A 19,355-nucleotide genomic window follows, 5' to 3' on the forward strand; every position below is an offset into this window, starting at 1 on the left:
TCGGCTTTAAAACCTGATGAGCGGTAAGTGCTTAGTAACTTAAGTTAGAAGCACTTTTTACGATTTCTTTAGTAATGATACGGTCTCCGTTTTTTACCTCTACGTAGTATTTACCGGCTTTTACGCTGTTCATATCAAAACACAATTTGTATGACTCAACTTTTTTACCTAAAACTTCTTCGTGCAATACACTTCCGTCGGCGTCCATCAATTTAATGGTAGCGGCTACACCTTTATCTTTTGTCAAGGTCATGTTCAATTTCATTGAGTTGGTGTAACCTGCTTCGTACATACCTACGTTAAGGTTGCTGCTTTTGTACTCAATTTTTTTATCGTCTGCATTTGCGTTGAATGCTACTGAAGTTGCTAATAAAGCTATTGCGATGGCTGAAGTTATCTTTTTCATAATTGTATATTTTTAAAATTTTATTTAATTGTTTTTGATGGTTTAAAATTAACTCGGCTTTATTTTTCAATGTGACATTTGTGATGAAAGTGAAGTATTTTGTTTTGAACTCCTTCTCTCTATGTCTTTTATTTTTGCTTTAACTAATTTTGTTTTTGTTTTGATGTGTCAAAGGTATGTGTTTTACTTGGTACTATGCATTACAAACTACTTGAGTGGTTATTTTAAAATGATAAACGGTTAGTAGATTTGATAGCCTTGAAATTCATTTTTCTCGAAATTTTATTCTGTTAAATTTTATTTTTTTACTTATTAATTACTTTTCTCAGAACAATATTTTGCCAAATCTTAAATTTTGTTAAAAATATTATTTTTCAGCTCTCTCTTTTTTTTGTTTTCGTTGTTGCTTTGATGTTTCAAAATTATGCTGCTTTTGCGAATCAGATAAGCTATAATTTATAAATGGTCAAAGCTAAGTTACAAACGGTTGTGGCAAACTAATTTTTGGCTTCATTCTGGCGTTTTGCAAAATTTTATTTCATTTGTATATACTTTGCTTTTCAAAAAAGGTTACAAACAAAATAATATTTTGATAAAACCTCATTTTCGCCCTTTCGCCTCATGCTCACATTATATATATATGACAAACTCGTGCCAGAAAAATTTAATAAATGTTAAAATATCCATAAACAACTAATTATCAATACTTTACATAAAAATTGGCGTGCCAAAAAAATTTCATTAGCACTAAAATTTGTCCGATTCCGTACGTTTTCTTTCCGTTTTCGTACACTCGTACATAAAAAATTTTATTTTTGGCATACAAATACACTGGCGCTGGTACTTGAAATATTAGCTTTTAAGCAGCAGTTGAATAAATTTTATCAAATTTTTAAGATATTCTTTTTAAAAAAACTTGTAGCTTGCAAGCTAAATATATACCAGTAGCTGGTAGATACAATAACATTCAACCTCATTTACTCAAGATGAAAAAAATACAGATTTTAGCCTCTACATTTGCCCTGGCAGTTTTGATTAGCTGCAACACCAATGCCCAAAACAGATATCCTTCTACCCCACCGGAAGTTTCACCGATGCCGATGAAACCAGAAATGACTGAAATATGGAATCCGGAAGTAGCATTGGTAACACCAGGTAAAAACAACTCAGATGCACCGTCGGACGCTATTGTGCTTTTTGATGGCAAAGATTTATCTCAATGGGTTAGTGCAAAAGATGGCGGCGCTCCGAAATGGAAAATTGTAAACGGTATTATGGAGGTAACTCCAGGCTCAGGCGACATTAAAACTAAAATGAAATTTGGCGATTGCCAGTTGCATATTGAATGGAGTGCGCCAGACGAAGTAACAAGCGCAGGCCAAGGCCGTGGTAATAGCGGTGTTTTCTTCCAAGACCGTTATGAGCTACAAGTACTTGACTCTTACCAAAACCGCACGTATCGCAACGGACAGGCAGGTAGTATCTATAAAGATGCAGCTCCATTGGTAAACGTTACTCGTGGCCCATTAGAGTGGAATACTTATGATGTTATCTATACTGCGCCTCGTTTCAAAGCTGATGGCCGTTTAGATTACCCTGCTCGTATTACCGTATTACACAATGGCGTTGTGATTCAGAACAACACCACTATATTAGGTCTTACAAACTATATTGGTTTACACTTGTATCCGGAAGCACACGGAGACGATGTAATTCACTTGCAAGACCACGGTAACAAAACACAATTCAGAAACATCTGGATCAGAAAACTGTGATTTGACCCAACGTAAGTTTAGATAATTAACAATGCCATTTCTTAATCGGAATGGCATTGTTGTTTTTGTATAATACAAATCAATTATATAATCGTGGAGCACGGGGTGCTCTTAGTGCTTTCAGAGGAGTTGGAGTTCCTACAATACCTACTACTGGCGACGGAGGTGTTGGTGCATCTACCTTTGCAGGTCTGGCAATGGCGCCAATAGCACGTGGTGGAGTAGGAGCTAATGCAGCGCCACCCGGAATAGGTGGATTTGGCGGAGTAATAGAGCTACCATAGCGGTGGTAGATATGCCCATTGCTCATGTGAGTACTAAAATTAATATTTTCGCCTTTAGCCTCTATCGTAAAGTCCTTGTCTTTTATGCCTCTCATGCGGCTTCCCCATGTTTTGTCAACCCAGTTCCAAACTTTTTCATAAGTAGCCGGCGATTGCGACTCAAGATTTATCAAGAGTTTTTCTCCTTTCAGGCGTATTTCAAAGTTTTTCTTATCTTTAATCAAACCTTCTTTATAAAGCATATCGGCAAAATCGGCAAAATCTTTCTTGAAACGGGCTTCTTCTTCTTTCGCCAGTTTTTCTATTATTTTTCCTTTCTCTTCCATCAGGCGGCCTAGGCTGTCCATAGGTCTGTGAGAACGTTCCATTTCTCTATGCAAGCTGTCTATCGGTCGGTGTAAACGTTCCATTTTGTTTTGCAGAGGCAACATTTCAGCTTCAATGCCACGCATTTCTTCTTCTACTACATGCATTTGTGTTTCTAAATCACGCTCTTTTTTCTCAAGTGTTCTTAGCTTTTGTTCTGCTTCAGCAGGCATTCTTGTATCATTATACTGGTTTTCCAGTTTACGTCTGGTAAGGCTTAGCTCCTGCATTTCAATAGAGATACTTTCAAGTTTACGTTGAGGCACACGCATTCTAAGCGATACTTGTTCCATTTGCTTACTATTCAAATCTATCTGCTTGCTGTATCTGTCTTCCATCTGCTTACTATGCTTTTCTATTTCTAGGCTGTATTTTTCCATTTCTTTACTTAGCATTTCCATTTCTTGCTCAACTTGTTGTAACCTTGAGGTATCTCTGGCATAAGCTTTATCGTTAAAGAATTGTTGTTTTACTTCTTCCATTTCGGTTTCAACAATACCCGGTACAATAGCAAAGCTGGCATCTTTTGCTTTCAGAAAATCAATGGCGTAGGTTTTCATTGCTTCAAAGTCTGCACCTGCCAGTTCTTTACCTTCTTCTACTATTTTTACAATCTCGCCTTTTTTATTTTTATACACGCCTACGTTTTTATCATCTTTTTCAAAAAAGTAGAAATCAAACTCCTCTTGCTTAGCTGATTTTTGTATATCTCCCAAAAGGTCATTTTTAGCCATTCTATCTTGCCCATAAGCTATTCCCATAGCGGCAATCAGCACCATGCCTACAAAAACCGCCCAATTGCCGTAGCTCATTGGTTTGGTATCATTAATACCTACAATGCGCTTGATTCTGTCCATAAAAGTCTGGCGTTTAGCACCAAATGCCATGGCCAAGCGTGGCGATTGCTGAAATGTAGCCACTTGCGTAAGTGCTTTGGCTAATACAAGTCTATCTCCACAGATTTCTACAGCAAAATCATCGCAGCAGTTCTCTCTTTCATCACGCACCTGTGCCGACATATACCAGGTAGCTGGGTGATAGAAGAACAGAATTTCGATACAACTCTGAAAAATATTAACCAGATAATCGTAGCGTTTAATATGTGCCAGTTCATGAGCCAAAACGGCCTCTAATTGGGTAATAGTAAGCCCCGACATAATGCCAGCCGGAAGCAACACGATAGGTTTTATCCAGCCGATGGTCATGGGTACTACTGCTTTGGCAGATTCAAATAGGCGAATTGGTATTGTTAACTGTATTTTTTGTTGAAGCTCTTCCATAATACCCAGTACTTCGTCTCTTACTGGGCTAAGCTTTTGTACTTTCAGTTGCTGTACATAAACAAACCCAACAATTAAGCGTAACAAAAGAAGATTGGCTCCGATGAACCAGAATAAAACAAAGGTATCGAGGTTGTTGTGAATGAATAACTCAGCCTGTTGAATAAGGCTTAGCTTAGAAGCACCAAATACCGATATTTCGTCAAGATTGGTAGCAGCATTCTGGATAAAGAAAGCTGTGAATTTCTGTTTTCCATCTGCTATAGTATCAGCAGGTTGATACACAATGCCGAAAGTAACTACGGCTGCGGCCAATTGCATACATAGTGCGCCAATGCCTTGCCAATAGCGTGCATTTGAGGTTCTGAAAATCTGGCGTAAGATACCAAAAGCAAGCACAATAGCTAAGCCCTGCCATAGTGAGTGAATGAGAGTCCAGCCCAATGCAGAGCTAACATTTTCAGGAATTGTTACAGTAAAATCAAAAAGCTTTTTCATAATTTTAAGTTTATTGTTAGTCTAATTAGGTTATTGACCTTTTTCGATAGAATTAATCAGTTTCTTGATTTCTTCTAACTCTTCTTTACTTACTTGCTGGTTGCCCAGTGCCTGCATCACCATTCTGGTTGCAGAGCCTCTGAAAGTACTGTCTATGAATTTGTCGAGAAGCATATGTTGGGTAGGCTCCTCACCCACCGCGGCTTCATATACATGGTAGCGACCTTCGTCTGTGCGGCTCACAAGTTTTTTCTCAAACATAATCTGCATGAGTTTTAGGGTAGTTGTGTAGCCAACCTCTCTGGTCTTTGATAGTTCGTCGTTTACCTGCCGAACCGTTGCTTTGCCCAAAGCCCACAAAATCTGCAATATTTCAAGTTCCGACTCTGTGGGCTTAATATTTGTTTGCTTTTCCATAATTTTTAAATTTATTAGCAATTGTTTGTCAGCAGAAGCCGACACAAATCATCTACGAATTATTTCGTAACAAATGTAATAGAAAAAAAATAATACTTCCAAATTTTATTACGAAAATTTTCGTAGATAAATATTAATTAAGATTTCTTAACAAAAATAACCTCCGAAATGGCATTTCTGTTGGTTTTCTAAGAAATTATAAAGGATAAATAAGGTGTGAAGAAAGATTAATTTAAGATAGTAAACCAGAAATTCGCCCTACAATTACTATGGCAAAAGCTGACAATGAATACTAAAAGTACCTGTTATATATACAAATGTGTTGCTTTCATGAAATTCAGCAATATTGCTAAAAACACAACAATATATATCAATACTTTCTTTGTTTTAAATGAAAATACAGATATTTGCTTAGAAATGCATGAAATAAATCTGTCCCAAACTTATGTAATATGCGTATATTGATTGCAGATGACCATAAATTCATATTAGATAGTCTTGAACTTCTGATTGCTACTATGCCAGAGCATGAAGTGCTTGGTACATATACCAGCGGAACAGAAGTACTTAAAGCGCTGGAAGAGTTTAATAATGTTGAAGCGGTTTTGTCAGACTATAACATGGCCGAGCTCAATGGTATTGAAATGACCAGACAGATTAAGCAGCGTTTTCCGCAAATAAAAATATTATTACTGACAGTATCGGAAGATGCCGAGACCATCAAAGAAGCCTTTGAAGCAGGAGTATCGGGCTATGTGATGAAAAAAGCAGGTAAAGCCGAACTCCAACGAGCACTTCAGACCATTGCCTCAGGTGAAAAATATTATAGTGAGTCTGTTGTGTTTGAATTATTAAACAGAGACAAAAAAATAGCAGATTTAGTGCAGGAATCGACTGCTGCAAGCTTATTGACCGAGCGAGAAGTGGAAATTATCCGCCTGATTGCCCGAGAGATGTCAACCAATCAAATTGCTGAGAAGCTCTTCATTAGCCCTGCAACGGTAGAAACCCACCGCCACAATATTCTGAAAAAACTTGGTGCTAAAAACTCGATAGGTATTGTGATGTATGCCGTTAATAATAAACTTGTATAGAGACTTTAACCTATTGGTACTTCTATTACTACTTCTGTACCTTTCTGTGGCACACTTACAAATTGAATAGTCCCCTGTAAAGATGCCACACGGGTTTTGATATTAGCTAGCCCCATACCATGCTTTGATGCTTTTTCAGCGATACCTACGCCATTGTCTTTCACTGTAAGATACAATTTACCTTCACCTTGTGTTAAGAAAATATCGGCTTCAGGAGCTTGTGCATGCCGAAGAATATTATTTGAGAGTTCGAGGATTATACTGAACAATTCATACTCTATCTTATTCGTAAAGCGTTCTTGTTTAGTAGCAATATTTAAAGAAAAACCCGTTTTACCCAACGAATTAATCTCTTTCACCATACTATCAAGTGCTTTTGCAAGGCCATGAAGCTCTAGCTCGGCAGGCAGCAGGTTATGCGAAAGCAAACGAATATCGGTATAAACTTCTGAAAGTGCCTCTACGGTAGAAGTAAAAATCTGCCCTTCTTTCTCGGTCTGAAAACTCGGACTAATGGCCTCTAAACGCCAACGTAAACTGGCTATCTTTGCCGAAATATTATCGTGCAATTCATTTGCTACCCGTTTGCGCTCAATGGCTTGTCCTTTTAATAATGCACCTTGAATTTCTTCATTTTTTTGCACCAGTTCAGCATTAATCTGCTTCAATTGCCTGTTATTCCAGAAAACATAAGCAATCAGAATAATACCTGCCATAAGCGCAACAATTAAGCCTATCCCTATCAGGCTTTTCTTTTCATCGGCTTGCTTGAGCGCTTCATTTTCAAGGGTTTTTATGCGGGTTTGTTGCTTTTCAAAATTGTAGTCGGCTTCCAGTTCGGCGTATTTCTGGTTTACTGCTACCCTGCCCAGGCTATCTTCGTGGGTTTTGAAATCTTTCAGATACTTCAAAGCATTGCCACTATCGCCAGCCATTTCATAGGTAAGATAAATCTGGTTTTCTGCCCTTGAAATCATTTCCATCCACCCTGATTTTTTGGCATAATCAAGGCTCTGTTTTCTGTATTCTATTGCTTTAGAGAATTGTCGTTTGTTCTGATATATTTCGGCGAGGTCGGAGTAGATGGCAAAAATCACCACTCTGTTATTGGTTTCTTGTGCATATTTCAGGGCTTTATCCCGATAATAGGCTGCTAGGTGCTCGTTGCCTAATTGGGTATAGCAATTAGCAATACAATGCAAATTATCGGCTTTCAGATTAGCACTGGTAGCACGAGACAACAGTTTTTCGACCTCTAAATAATAAGTCAATGCTTTTTTGTAGTTTCGTACGCCAAAATTGTCATAATAATTATAGTCTCCATAATAGTCCAGAATCCAACAAAGATTATTGGTGTTATAAGTCATTTTTGCCAGAGGCAAGGCTTTTTTCATATATTCCAGGCACTTATCCGGTCTGCCATTGTTATTGAGCACAAAACCTGTAAGTATATATGTATAGCATAAATCATAAGGGTCGCCACCAGCTTTTATCAGTGTTTCAGCGGCTTTTGCGTATAGTTTCAGTGCTTCTGTATAATTACCGTTGCGGTCTTGCTTTTTGCCCAAAGCTCTTATATACAGCCCCTTGCCTTTAAGCCAGTCTGCTTTCTGTGTAAAACGTCTTAACGAATCTAACAAGCTATCAGCTCTTTTGTCGACCATGTTAATGGTTCGCTCAGTTAATAAGCTCAGTTTTTCTATAATGAGGGTATCCCTTTGAAAAGAATATTGCTGTTTACTTAGTATATGAATACGAGTAATCAATGAATCTAATAATGGATTCTGTGCGGTTCCCTTGAAAGATAAGCCAATTAAAAGCAAACAACAGACAAGCTTATACATTAGCGGCGAAAATATGAGGTATGAGATAAATGTAGCAGTTTCAAGCCATAATTTGCAAGAAGGTACCATAAAATACAGGAAAACCTGTAGCAGAATGAAGGTTTAAATTGATAGTATTCTATTGGTTCTCATAGACTTTATAACAAAAATGCCTTCCGTTTCCAGAAGGCATTTTATCATTATTTCTTTTTCAATTCAATATCCATTGATGCGGCGGGCATTTCCATCGCCACCCGATCAATATCGCCTTTGGCATTCATCAGAAACTTAAACTTTATATTATCCCAGTCGCCCAATGCTTCAAAAACATCATAATGATAATGCCTTAAATCAATCTTCTCGGTATGAAACTCAGCTTTTAAAGAATCATTCTCTAAGCTGATTGTTAATGCTCCATAAGCAGGGTGTTGGTAAGTACCTGTGTAGCTGGTAAGGGTATGCGTAGGTTTGGTATCTTTTTGTCGTTGGGTTTGGTTATCTATCTTCGCTTTAGCAGCTTTTTGTTTAGCTTCAAGAAAATCTTTTCTGAAACGGCTATTCCAATCTATTGTGTTCTTTTCCAGATAAGTATCTGCAATATAGTTGGTAATGGTGCTTACAAAATTATAGCCAACCAAGCCTGTATTGGTTGTGATAAATATGGCCAGATTATCGTTCGGAAAAACGGTCATTTGCGAGCGATAGCCCTCAATTGAGCCACCATGTTGGCGGCGTTGGTGTCCACGATAAGTGTTTAGCGTCCAGCCCATGCCATAAGTACCAAAGCCTAATTCCGGGTACTTAGCCTCAGCAGGTTGTACAACGGCCAAAGGCGTATGATTCTCGTTAAGGTTCTTCTCCGATACAATTATTTTACCTTCTGCTTTACCTTTATTTAGTTGCAAGAGTAGCCAATTAGCCATTTCAGTTACATTCGCTTTCACGGCTCCGGCAGGCCCAATGCCATCAACATTGCTATCAAAACCTGCTTCTTTTTTCGGGTCTTTTTCATCGCTATATGAAAGAGAATAATCTGAACTTTTCAACATTTCAGGATATGTGAGCACAGTGGTTTTCATACCTATTGGGTCAAGGATTTTCTCACGCATAAATTCCTCCCAGCTATTGCCAGAAAGTCGCTCAATCAATACACCCGCCGCCATGTACATCAGGTTATTGTATTGATATTGTGCATAAACAGGCTTATTGAGTGGCAGGTATTTCAATCGGTCAAACATCTCCTTTCTGTTAAGTGGTGCAGATACCCAAACGTAATCGTGGCGAGGTAAACCGGAGCGATGCGAGACTAAATCACGGGCCGTGAGGGTACGAGTGGCGTATTCGTCATGAAGCTGAAAATCGGGCATATAATCTTTTACAGGCTTATTCCAATCTAGTTTGCCCTCATCGGCTAGAATCGACAAGCAAGTTGCCGTAAAAGACTTTGAGCAAGATGCTATGCTAAAAAGTGTATTGGCTGTAACAGGCGCATTGGTTTTAAGGTCTTTTACGCCATAACCTTTTGCATACAAAAGTTTGCCATCTTTTACAATACATAAAGCAGTACCGGGCACCGCCCACTCCGCCAGCATTTTATTGACAAACGTATCTAATTCTTTAAGTGTATCAATAGGAGCAATAACCTTTGCTTTTTTCTTTTGTGCAAGGGCCGGATATAGGGTAAAAAGAAGAAAGAATAAATAAAGTTTTCTCATCAGATTTTCTTAGTTTAGCTTATTACCAAAACTAAGAAAATCTGATGAGAAACATCATATATCGGCTATAAGAAATCAGCAAATATCATTGTAGCATTATAAGCCCCGCATCCAGGTAGTTAAGAGCCTCACACCAAAGGCAGTACCTGATTTCATAGAACCATATTCAGAATCAGCAAAGGCCATTCCGGCAATATCAAGGTGTGCCCAGTTGCTATGCCCATCAATAAATATTTCCAGAAACTTGGCGGCTGTGATAGCCCCCGCAATTGGTAAAGAAGAAAGGTTTTTTACATCGGCAATGTCTGACTTCATCATGTCTTTGTAATCATCCCACAAAGGCAGTCGCCAGATTTTCTCTCCGCTCGTTTGTCCAATATCAAATAGCTGATTCGCTAGTTCATCATTATTAGATAATAAACCTGCGGCATTGTAGCCTAAGGCCGAAATACAGTTACCTGTTAGCGTGGCCAAATCAATTATGATTTCTGGCTCGTAGTTTTTCTTTATATAAGACAAGCCATCAGCAAGAATAATACGACCTTCGGCATCAGTATCAATTACTTCAATTGTTTTGCCTGAGTAAGTATTTATTACATCGCTTGGTTTCAAGGCATTGCCATCAACACAGTTTTCGGTAACCGGAATCACGCCTATCAAATGCACAGGGAGTTTTAGTTTGGCGGCCAATTCGATAGTTCCTAATACGGCGCCTGCTCCACCCATGTCCGACTTCATATAACTCATACTTCCCGAGCCTTTGATAGAAACCCCGCCGGTATCAAAAGTAACACCTTTACCTACCAAGCCTATTTTCTTCAATGGTTTATCGGCCAAAGCTGACAAGTTATATTCTAATACTATGAATCTTGGTGGATTTTCGGTACTTCCTTTACCTACTGCCAATAAGGCACCCAAGCCTAAACCCTCGCATTCTTTTTCATCAAAAATCTTTACATCAAAGCCATACATTTCGCCCGCTTTAAGGGCATATTCGGCCATTTTCTCAGGGTATTTCTTATTTGCAGGCGCATCAACCAGTGTCATGATCCTGATTTGAGTTTTGGCGGTTTCTTCACCAATTTTTGCCAGCGACTGGGCTTTTTCTAAGCTTTTTTCTAATACATATATGCTAAGTTGAGCATCTGCAGCAAAGAAATCTGTTGCTTCTTTTTTATCTGTCTTAAATACACCAATCTCGTATTCGGCCAGACAAGCACCATTCACAACATATTCGATAAGCTCTTCTAGCTGGCTTATTGTAAGGTCTATACCTATCGAAAGCGGAAGTTTTTTCTTATTGTGATAGAAAAAAGAGCGGAATACCTTGATAACATCCATTGGTTTAGGGCTTTTACCTAAACCAATCAGGTATATTTTTTCTTTTCCTTTTTGGGTGGGATACAAAGTAATTATTTCTTTCAGACCAGCCTTAAAATCCTGTTGCAAGGTTTCGGCATTAAGCCCTGTCTCATTAGCTATTTCCGAAAGGTTTTCTGCCAATTTTTCGTTAGCGATTAATGGATAAACAATTCCTTGTGATGCATTAATCTGGGTAGATATACTGATTTTCATTTTTAGGATGCTGATTAAATAAATATACCACGAATAACACCAAATTTTAGCTTAGTGTCAATCGTGGTTATACAAGAATATTGATTAAATCTTAATAAAATAGCCATTCAATGGCCTTAGAGAACTCCTGTCCCCAACGTTTTTCTCTATGCTCTCCTCTTGAATCGAGCGATAACCTTACTTCTACCTTATCGGTACTCCAACGTTGGCTATCAATGGTTTCTTTGATTTTTTTTACTCCCGGAATCATGGCTGGGCTTTCTTTTCCACCGCCATATATATACATTTTAGTATTAATAGGACTAAAAAACTCGCCTATATCAAAGTATATCTTGTTAGAAACCCACAATGACGGCGAAAAAACCATCAAGCGGCCAATAGTTTCAGGATACATTAAACCTGCATATAAACTAATAAGGCCACCCATAGAGCTACCACCTATACCTGTAAATTGGGCGTCGGGTTTGGTTCTATAATTGGCGTCAATATATGGTTTTAAAGTTCGCACAATAAAATTGGCATATTTCATGCCCATACCTTTGCCTTTTTTCTCGACTGTATAGGGTGAATATTCTTTAAAACGGTCGCCATCGCCGTGGTCAATTGCCACTATAATCACATCGCCTTTTTCTTGTTTAGCCAATAAAGATAAACGTTTGTCTATTTCCCAATTGCCATAACCTGAGCCTTCGCCAAATAGGTTCTGGGCATCTTGCATATACAAAACCGGATAACGCTTTTCGGGGCTCTGCTCGTAATTATATGGCAGCAGAATATGAATGGCACGGGTTTTACCTAGCTGCGGAATAGTGAAACCTTCAGATACCAATTCTATTGTAGGCATTAGGCTAGAAACAGAAGCCGTTGAGCCATCTTGACGCCAGAAAGGCACAAAGTCTTTGACACTTCCTTGTTTTTTTGTAATAATACGGTTGGCTGGGGTATTTCCGTAAGAATCTAACTCTACAAAATCCCATCCTCCACGGGTATATTTATATTCGATTGTTTCGGGAAGGCTCTTATCGGGTGAAAAACTAAATTTATACTTTCCGTTACCTACCTTTTCCATTTCAAACTCAGTCAAGTCAGGATACCAATCACAAAAATTTCCGGATAAAAAAACAGGTCTTTCGTCGTCAGTATGGGTTACCAATTCTAAATTTAATAGTGTACGATTACTCATTTCTTACTCTTTGTATTCTAAAACAACTTTCAAACATACATAAGAAAACTTGCTTTTGTATATTTGAGTTCAAAAAAAATAGCATTTTTAATCTATCAAACAACTGAAAATCAAAGACTTGTATGGATACATTAATTACTATTTCTTCTGATTAATACATTTTGAAGAATAGTTTTAATTAGAAAATTCATTTTTCGTTGGCATGAAATCAGGCCAATGCTTCCCATAAAATTTCTACAGGGTGTAGTGCCTTACGGCCAGTACCATCATGTATCTGGTGACGGCAACTTGTACCCGGTGCAGCAATGATTACTTCTTCCGGTTGTTTTCTTACTGTCGGGAAAAGCACTAGTTCACCTATTTTCATCGAAATATCAAAGTGCTCTTGCTCATAGCCAAAAGACCCCGCCATACCACAACAACCCGACGGAATAAGGTGCACCTCATAATTGGCCGGAAACGAAAGTATCTTTTTGGTAGGTGTTAGCGAAGCCACAGCTTTTTGCTGGCAATGGCCATGTAATTTAATGAGTCTTTTCTCTTCTGTAAAGCTGCTTTTGGCAATATTGCCCTTATCTATCTCACGAGCAATAAACTCGTCAACCATAAGTGCATTTTTTGCCAGAGTTTTGGCATGAGATACCAATTCATCAGCTACCAGGTCAGGATATTCGTCTCTGAATGTGAGAATAGCCGATGGCTCAATGCCAATTAAAGGCGTATTTTCGTTGATAATGTCTTTCAGTAAACTAACATTTTTATTGGCTAGTTTCTGGGCATCTTTCAACATTCCTTTCGATAGATAGGCCCTGCCTGCATCAACATGCGTAGGTATTATAACCTGATACCCCAACTTCTGTAATAAAAATATGGTTTTTTTACCAATTTCTACATCGTTGAAATTAGTAAACTCATCACAAAACAAATACACTTTTTTAGTGGCATGCTCGTCAACCTTTTTGGCAATATTTTTATCATACCATTTCTTAAGCGTATCTTTTTGCAAAAGCGGCATAGTACGCTCGGGGTGGAAACCAACTACTTTGTTGGCTATTTTGCGAAGCGGCGCATTATCGAAAATCAGGTTATAAGCCCAAGGCACATAAGATGCGATGGTACTCATTTTAGAGTAATTGCCAACCAACCACGAACGAACCGGCACACCGTGTTCGTCGTTATAATGTTGTAAAAACTCCATTTTGAGTTTAGCCACATCCACATTCGACGGGCATTCTGATTTACAGCCTTTACAAACCAGACATAAATCCATTACCTCTTTCACTTCTTTGCTATCAAATCGGTTTAGTTTTTCCGATTTTGTGAGCACCTCTCTCAAAATATTCGCTCTGGCACGGGTTGTGTCTTTTTCGTTGCGGGTAGCCATGTAACTTGGGCACATAGTACCGCCGCTTAATTCGGTTTTGCGGCAATCGCCTGAGCCATTACACTGCTCGGCATGTTGCAATATATCTTGGTTATGAAACTTGAATATCGTCTTAAACTCAGGTGTTTGCTGCCCTGCTTCATAACGCAAAAATTTATCCATTGGTGGCGTATCTACAATTTTATTAGGATTGAAGATATTCTGCGGATCCCATATTTGTTTGAGTTCTTTTATTAAAAGATAGTTTTTCTCTCCGATTTGCTGGCGGATAAACTCACCACGCAAGCGGCCATCGCCATGTTCGCCTGATAAAGAGCCTTTATACTTTTTAACTAAAGTCGAAATCTCCTCAGCAATCAACCTAAATTGCTTGTGTCCTTCTTCTGTTTTAAGATTAATAATTGGGCGAAGGTGAATTTCTCCTGAACCAGCATGGGCATAATGTACGGCAGACATCCCATTTTCGGCCAATACTTTATTGAAATCGATAATGAACTCCGGTAAATCGTTTACATCAACGGCTGTGTCTTCAATTACAGCAACTGCTTTTTCATCGCCCGGCAGGTTAGATAATAATCCCAAACCTGCTTTTCTTAAGGTCCATATCTTTTTAGTGTCTTCGCCGAAAAGTACCGGAAAATGATAACCTAAATTATTAGCACGCATTTCGGCTTCCATCTGGGTTGCCAACTGCTGAATCTCCTCTATGTCGTCACGGGCTATCTCTACAACCAGAATTGCGCCTGGGTCGCCTTGTACAAAGAAACGGTTCTGGCGTTGCTCTTTGTTTTCTTTGGTACACTCTAAAATATAGTGGTCTATCAGCTCAACTGCCGAAGGCTTATATTTAAGGGCAATCAGATTGGCTCTCAGCGACTCATCAACCGAATTAAAGTGCACACATACCAACCCCGTAACTCTTGGAGGTAGCGGATTAACATGTATTTTTATTTCGGTCAGAAATATCAATGTTCCTTCCGAACCTGCTATCAATTTACAGAAATTGAAAGGCTCATTTGAATCAGCACTAAATACTTCAGTTTCCAGTAGTTCATCAATAGCATAACCTGTGTTACGGCGTTCGATTGTTCTTTTCGGAAACTCGTTTCTGATCTCTGTCTGATTATCTTTATTACTTAGTACACGGTCAATATGCTGGTAGAGTTTCGTTTCGAGGCTGTTGTCAGTAGCTTTGCATTTTTTCTGAAATTCGGCCGTACTTAAATCCTTAAACTCCACATAGCTACCATCGCTCAAGTATCCTTTAACCTCCATCAGGTGATTACGGGTTGAGCCATATACTACCGAATTAGACCCACAAGAGTTATTCCCAACCATACCGCCTATCATGGCACGGTTGGCGGTTGAGGTCTCGGGGCCAAAAAATAAGCCATGTTCTTTCAGAAACATATTCAGCTCGTCGCGCACTACACCCGGCTGCACTCTTACCCAGCTTTCTTCCTTATTTAGTTCAAGTATTTTTGTAAAAGTTCTGGATACATCAACCACAATGCCGCTCCCTACTACCTGCCCTGCCAACGATGTTCCGGCTGTACGAGGAATCAAAGATGTGTTATTTTCTTTGGCAAAGGATATGAGTGTTTTCAGGTCAGATTCATTTTTGGGAATAGCTACTGCCAAGGGCATTTCACGGTATGCCGAAGCATCAGTAGCATAAAGTGTCCGCATAACTTTGTCGTAGTGAAGTTCGCCTTCTAAGGTGCGGGCAAGCTGTTTCAATTGGTCCTCAAGCATTATCTATCAATTCTAGGTAGTATATCGGTACTCTTTTTAACAAGACTTCAAAATTAACTAATATGCTGTTAACTTATTTAAAAAGTACAAAAGAATTATTTTATTATACTTAGATAATTACCGCTTCGTATAACTATCACAGTAAAAAAATAATTAAAAAATTACACATTCCAAGTTATTAAATATCAGCTTTTTACTGATTTATTTTTCACATTTTTACACAATCAATTATTTCCTTTTTTTACCATCGGAAATGCTTTTCTGAATCAATGTTTTTTAGCATTTTTCTAATAAGTCATACAGATATAAAGCAGGTATATAAAACGGTTTAAGAAGTCAGAAAACAGCAAAAAGTAGCAACCATAAAGAGAGCCTGATTAGTATTTTTTTAATTTCAGATTCACTATTTACTCTTATTAAAAGAATGCCTGCTTTATGAAGCAAAAGAGTATTAAAAAGAATATTTTTTTCTATACCCATAGAAACCACAATCGGGAAGTTCAAAAAATATATGCAAAAAATAGCTATTTATGCTTTTTGTACAATTTTTTTCTACTTAAGAGTTAATTTTTAGCTCATTTTTTTGGACTTTAAATATTTCTTTTTGTAGTTTTGAAAGTTAATTAGCAGTAATGTTCTATCTATTCTACAGATACTCCAATTACAAACGATAATCGGGGTTAAATAATAGATAAGTACTAGCTTCTGATAACATAGAAAATACGAAAATTTTAACTCACTTTAATTACAACCTATGATGAATTCCTACCAAGTAGGTCGCTTCTCAGAGCGGCTATTGGCTTGTGTGAAAAATTCTGTTTTCACGTTAGCTGTATTGTTATTCACCTCATTCACATTTGCGGTAGTGGCACAAGACATCTCCGTTTCGGGAACTGTAAAAGGCGTTGACGGAACTGGCTTACCAGGTGTGACTGTGCAGGAAAAAGGCACTTCTAAAGGTACTCAAACAAACGTAGATGGTACTTATAAACTGACCGGCATTTCTAAAAATGCTACTTTGGTATTCAGTTTTATAGGTATGGAATCAAAAGAAGTGGTTGTTGGTAACCAAACTGTTGTTGATGTAACTTTAGTAGACGATACCAAAGCCCTGGAAGAGGTAGTGGTAGTTGGGTATGGTACTCAAAAGAGAAAAGAAATTTCGGGTACTGTAACAAGTCTTGGAAGCCGTGATTTCAACCCGGGGGTTGTTACAAACCCATTGGCGGCGGCACAAGGTAAAGTTGCTGGTTTAGTAATTACACAAAGTAGTGGTGACCCTAATTCGCGCCCAACTGTACGTTTACGTGGTACAGGTTCGTTGAGTGCAGGTAGTGAGCCTCTATATGTAATTGACGGTGTAATTGGCGCACCTATCGAAAACGTTGCTCCGGAAGACATTCTTACTATGGATGTATTAAGAGATGCTTCTTCTGCTGCTATCTACGGTTCAAGAGGTGCAAACGGTGTAATCTTGATTAACACTAAAAGAGGTAAAGCTGGTGTTACTACTGTTGATTACAACGGATATGTTGGTACAGAAACAATCTCGCAAAGACCTGAATTGTTGAATGGCGCAGAGTTCAGAGAGGCTGCTAAGAAATATAACCAGACATTTACTGACAATGGTGCAGATACTGATTGGTTGAAAGTAATTACACGCAAAGCTGTAACGCAAAACCATAACGTTGGTGTTTCGGGCGGTTCTGAAAACTTCTCATACAGAGCTTCGGTTGGATACCTAGACCAAGTAGGTACATTGATTGGTTCAGAGAAATCTCGTTTAAATGGCCGTGTGAACTTGGATGCAAAAGGCATGAACGGCAAACTATTAATGAAGTTCAACATGTCGGCATCACAAGCTGATGCAGGTATAGCACAAGATAGAGCTATCGGTTTTGCGATGAATATGCGCCCAACTGACCCTGTTTATTTCCCTGATGGTAGCTACTATCAGGAACCGGGTACATTTGGTAACTTCAACCCATTGGCATTGCTTGAAAACCTTTCTCAAAAAGAAAGACTTCAAGACTTTTTATTTAATGCACAAGCGGGTTATACTATCCTGGATGGCTTGTTCTTCAATGTAAGTGGAACTTTGCGTACGCAAAATAAAAACACTAGCTACTTTGCACGTTCTACTCCTGGCAACTTACTTCGTTTAGTAGGTAATAATGCTGCGGCAAGAACTTTAGAGGCTGTAAATGACAGACAATTAGAGGCTACTTTAAATTACACCAAAGCTATTACTTCTAATAGCAATTTGAGTGTATTAGCAGGTTATACTTACCAGGATGTAGTAGGCGATGGTTTCAGAGCAGAAAACAACAATTTCTTAACTGATGTTTTTGGCCCAGACAACCTTGGTGCAGGTCTTGGTATCAGAAGCAACCCAAATCTTATTGGCTCATATAAAAACGAGTATAAATTAATTTCGTTCTTAGGTCGTGTGCAATACAGCTTAATGAACAAATATTTTACTACTGTTAATATGCGTCGTGATGGTTCGACTAAATTCGGAGATAACAACAAATGGGGTTTCTTCCCATCTGTATCATTTGGTTGGGCTTTGAGCGAAGAATCTTTCTTGAAAGGCAATCCTGTTGTTGATAACTTGAAACTTCGTGTAAGCTGGGGTAGAACTGGTAACTCTGAAGGTATTTCTCCTTTGCGTTCTAAACCATTCTATGGCCCAAGCGGTACTTATTATGATCCTACAACAGATGATTTCTATCCTGCATACGCTTACCAAGGAAACCCTAACCCTAACTTGAAATGGGAGGTTAACGAAAACTATGGCGCAGGTTTAGACTTTTCATTGTTTAAATCAAGACTAACAGGTTCGATTGACTGGTACACTCGTCAAACCAAAGACTTGTTATATGTAGTAAATGCTCCTCAAGAAAAAGGGTATATCTTTCCAAGTATCCTTGCCAACGTAGGAAGTATCCAGAACAGAGGGGTTGAAATTACCGCAACTTACCAATGGGTTGATAAAAAAGACTTCACATGGAGCTCAACTTTGGCAGGCTCATTCAACAAAAACAAAGTTCTTAGCTTATCGAGCGATTTGTTCCAGGCACAAAACCAAATCTTCTTAACAACTAACTTAGGTAGTGCGCTAAGAGGTACTTCTGCTGTAAACTTCTCGGTTCTACAAGCAGGCCAACCAGTAGGTGTATTCTACGGAGCAATTGTTGAAAGGATCGAAAACGGTAAATATGTATTTAAAGATGTAGATGGCAATGGCACAATAGAGCAACAGGCTGGTGACAGAACTTATATTGGCGACCCGAATCCATTCTTTGTAGGTGGTTTAACTAATAGCATCACTTATAAAAAATTTGACTTCCAGTTCCAGTTAACAAGTAATTTAGGTGCCAAAATCATGAACACCAACCAACTGTTACTTGGAAGACAAGATGGCCGTATCGCTGAGTCTGGTGCGCTTAAATCAGCTTTAACTTCGCCTATTAACGACAACCAGACAATCCCGATGGATTATTATGTTGAGTCAGGAGATTATCTTCGTCTGAATAATGCTTCACTAGGATATACTTTACCTGCTAACTTAGGTGTATTGAAAAGAGCCCGTATTTATATTGCAGGTAACAACCTATTATTGTTTACTAAATACTCAGGTGTAGACCCTGAAATTAGTCAGGCCTTGAAAGTAGATGGAGATAACAGAAGAGCTCCGGGTATCGACGTACGTGAAACTTACTACAAAACCCGTGGTTTTACAGCAGGTGTCAACATTACGTTCTAATTATTATATTCTAAAGACTGATTAAAAATAT

At 38.5% G+C, this 19,355-nt stretch carries 11 protein-coding genes; 3 read left to right on the forward strand and 8 right to left on the reverse strand.

Going from position 1 to position 19,355, the window contains the following annotated elements:
* Nucleotides 1–31: 31 nt before the first annotated feature.
* Nucleotides 32–406 carry a T9SS type A sorting domain-containing protein gene (locus tag WAE64_RS07095; RefSeq protein ID WP_340235555.1) on the reverse strand — a complete coding sequence of 125 codons (375 nt, stop codon included), beginning with the start codon at nucleotides 404–406 and terminating at the stop codon, nucleotides 32–34.
* 986 nt (nucleotides 407–1,392) lie between these two features.
* On the opposite strand from WAE64_RS07095, the gene WAE64_RS07100 reads away from it, so the two are divergent.
* Nucleotides 1,393–2,181 (forward strand): 3-keto-disaccharide hydrolase, encoded by a 789-nt coding sequence (locus WAE64_RS07100; RefSeq protein ID WP_340235556.1) that lies wholly within the window; start codon nucleotides 1,393–1,395, stop codon nucleotides 2,179–2,181.
* Between the two features lie 79 nt (nucleotides 2,182–2,260).
* Here the strand turns inward: WAE64_RS07100 and WAE64_RS07105 are convergent, their stop codons facing one another.
* Together WAE64_RS07105 and WAE64_RS07110 are read right to left on the reverse strand one after the other, a co-directional pair.
* Complete coding sequence (locus WAE64_RS07105; protein ID WP_340235557.1) at nucleotides 2,261–4,609, reverse strand: M56 family metallopeptidase; 2,349 nt, start codon at nucleotides 4,607–4,609, stop codon at nucleotides 2,261–2,263.
* A gap of 30 nt (nucleotides 4,610–4,639) precedes the next feature.
* Complete coding sequence (locus WAE64_RS07110) at nucleotides 4,640–5,026, reverse strand: BlaI/MecI/CopY family transcriptional regulator (protein ID WP_340235558.1); 387 nt, start codon at nucleotides 5,024–5,026, stop codon at nucleotides 4,640–4,642.
* Between the two features lie 452 nt (nucleotides 5,027–5,478).
* Between WAE64_RS07110 and WAE64_RS07115 the strand changes: the two genes are divergently transcribed.
* On the forward strand, nucleotides 5,479–6,120 hold the full coding sequence (locus tag WAE64_RS07115; RefSeq protein ID WP_340235559.1) for a response regulator: 642 nt from the start codon (nucleotides 5,479–5,481) through the stop codon (nucleotides 6,118–6,120).
* Nucleotides 6,121–6,125: 5 nt separating this feature from the next.
* Here the strand turns inward: WAE64_RS07115 and WAE64_RS07120 are convergent, their stop codons facing one another.
* The 5 genes from WAE64_RS07120 to WAE64_RS07140 form a co-directional block, all read right to left on the reverse strand.
* The gene (locus tag WAE64_RS07120; protein ID WP_340235560.1) at nucleotides 6,126–7,964 is read right to left on the reverse strand and encodes an ATP-binding protein; all 1,839 of its coding nucleotides are present in this window, start codon (nucleotides 7,962–7,964) and stop codon (nucleotides 6,126–6,128) included.
* A gap of 179 nt (nucleotides 7,965–8,143) precedes the next feature.
* Nucleotides 8,144–9,658: a serine hydrolase gene (locus WAE64_RS07125; protein ID WP_340235561.1), complete on the reverse strand. Its 1,515-nt coding sequence runs from the start codon at nucleotides 9,656–9,658 to the stop codon at nucleotides 8,144–8,146.
* Nucleotides 9,659–9,754: 96 nt separating this feature from the next.
* Entirely contained in the window at nucleotides 9,755–11,233 is a 1,479-nt protein-coding gene (locus WAE64_RS07130) for a leucyl aminopeptidase family protein (protein WP_340235562.1), read from the reverse strand.
* Between the two features lie 91 nt (nucleotides 11,234–11,324).
* Nucleotides 11,325–12,416: an alpha/beta hydrolase gene (locus tag WAE64_RS07135; protein WP_340235563.1), complete on the reverse strand. Its 1,092-nt coding sequence runs from the start codon at nucleotides 12,414–12,416 to the stop codon at nucleotides 11,325–11,327.
* Nucleotides 12,417–12,624: 208 nt separating this feature from the next.
* Complete coding sequence (locus WAE64_RS07140; protein ID WP_340235564.1) at nucleotides 12,625–15,555, reverse strand: FAD-binding and (Fe-S)-binding domain-containing protein; 2,931 nt, start codon at nucleotides 15,553–15,555, stop codon at nucleotides 12,625–12,627.
* A gap of 754 nt (nucleotides 15,556–16,309) precedes the next feature.
* Between WAE64_RS07140 and WAE64_RS07145 the strand changes: the two genes are divergently transcribed.
* The gene (locus WAE64_RS07145) at nucleotides 16,310–19,324 is read left to right on the forward strand and encodes a SusC/RagA family TonB-linked outer membrane protein (protein WP_340235565.1); all 3,015 of its coding nucleotides are present in this window, start codon (nucleotides 16,310–16,312) and stop codon (nucleotides 19,322–19,324) included.
* Nucleotides 19,325–19,355: the final 31 nt, after the last annotated feature.

Origin of the sequence: Emticicia soli (genome assembly GCF_037860775.1) — a bacterium.
In the GTDB taxonomy this organism is placed as follows: Bacteria; Bacteroidota; Bacteroidia; order Cytophagales; family Spirosomataceae; genus Emticicia; species Emticicia soli.

Coding starts and splice junctions, on each gene's coding strand:
- WAE64_RS07095 (WP_340235555.1), bottom strand. CDS start 406: ATGAAAAAGATAACTTCAGCCATCGCAATAGCTTTATTAGCAACTTCA.
- WAE64_RS07100 (WP_340235556.1), top strand. CDS start 1,393: ATGAAAAAAATACAGATTTTAGCCTCTACATTTGCCCTGGCAGTTTTG.
- WAE64_RS07105 (WP_340235557.1), bottom strand. CDS start 4,609: ATGAAAAAGCTTTTTGATTTTACTGTAACAATTCCTGAAAATGTTAGC.
- WAE64_RS07110 (WP_340235558.1), bottom strand. CDS start 5,026: ATGGAAAAGCAAACAAATATTAAGCCCACAGAGTCGGAACTTGAAATA.
- WAE64_RS07115 (WP_340235559.1), top strand. CDS start 5,479: ATGCGTATATTGATTGCAGATGACCATAAATTCATATTAGATAGTCTT.
- WAE64_RS07120 (WP_340235560.1), bottom strand. CDS start 7,964: ATGTATAAGCTTGTCTGTTGTTTGCTTTTAATTGGCTTATCTTTCAAG.
- WAE64_RS07125 (WP_340235561.1), bottom strand. CDS start 9,658: ATGAGAAAACTTTATTTATTCTTTCTTCTTTTTACCCTATATCCGGCC.
- WAE64_RS07130 (WP_340235562.1), bottom strand. CDS start 11,233: ATGAAAATCAGTATATCTACCCAGATTAATGCATCACAAGGAATTGTT.
- WAE64_RS07135 (WP_340235563.1), bottom strand. CDS start 12,416: ATGAGTAATCGTACACTATTAAATTTAGAATTGGTAACCCATACTGAC.
- WAE64_RS07140 (WP_340235564.1), bottom strand. CDS start 15,555: ATGCTTGAGGACCAATTGAAACAGCTTGCCCGCACCTTAGAAGGCGAA.
- WAE64_RS07145 (WP_340235565.1), top strand. CDS start 16,310: ATGATGAATTCCTACCAAGTAGGTCGCTTCTCAGAGCGGCTATTGGCT.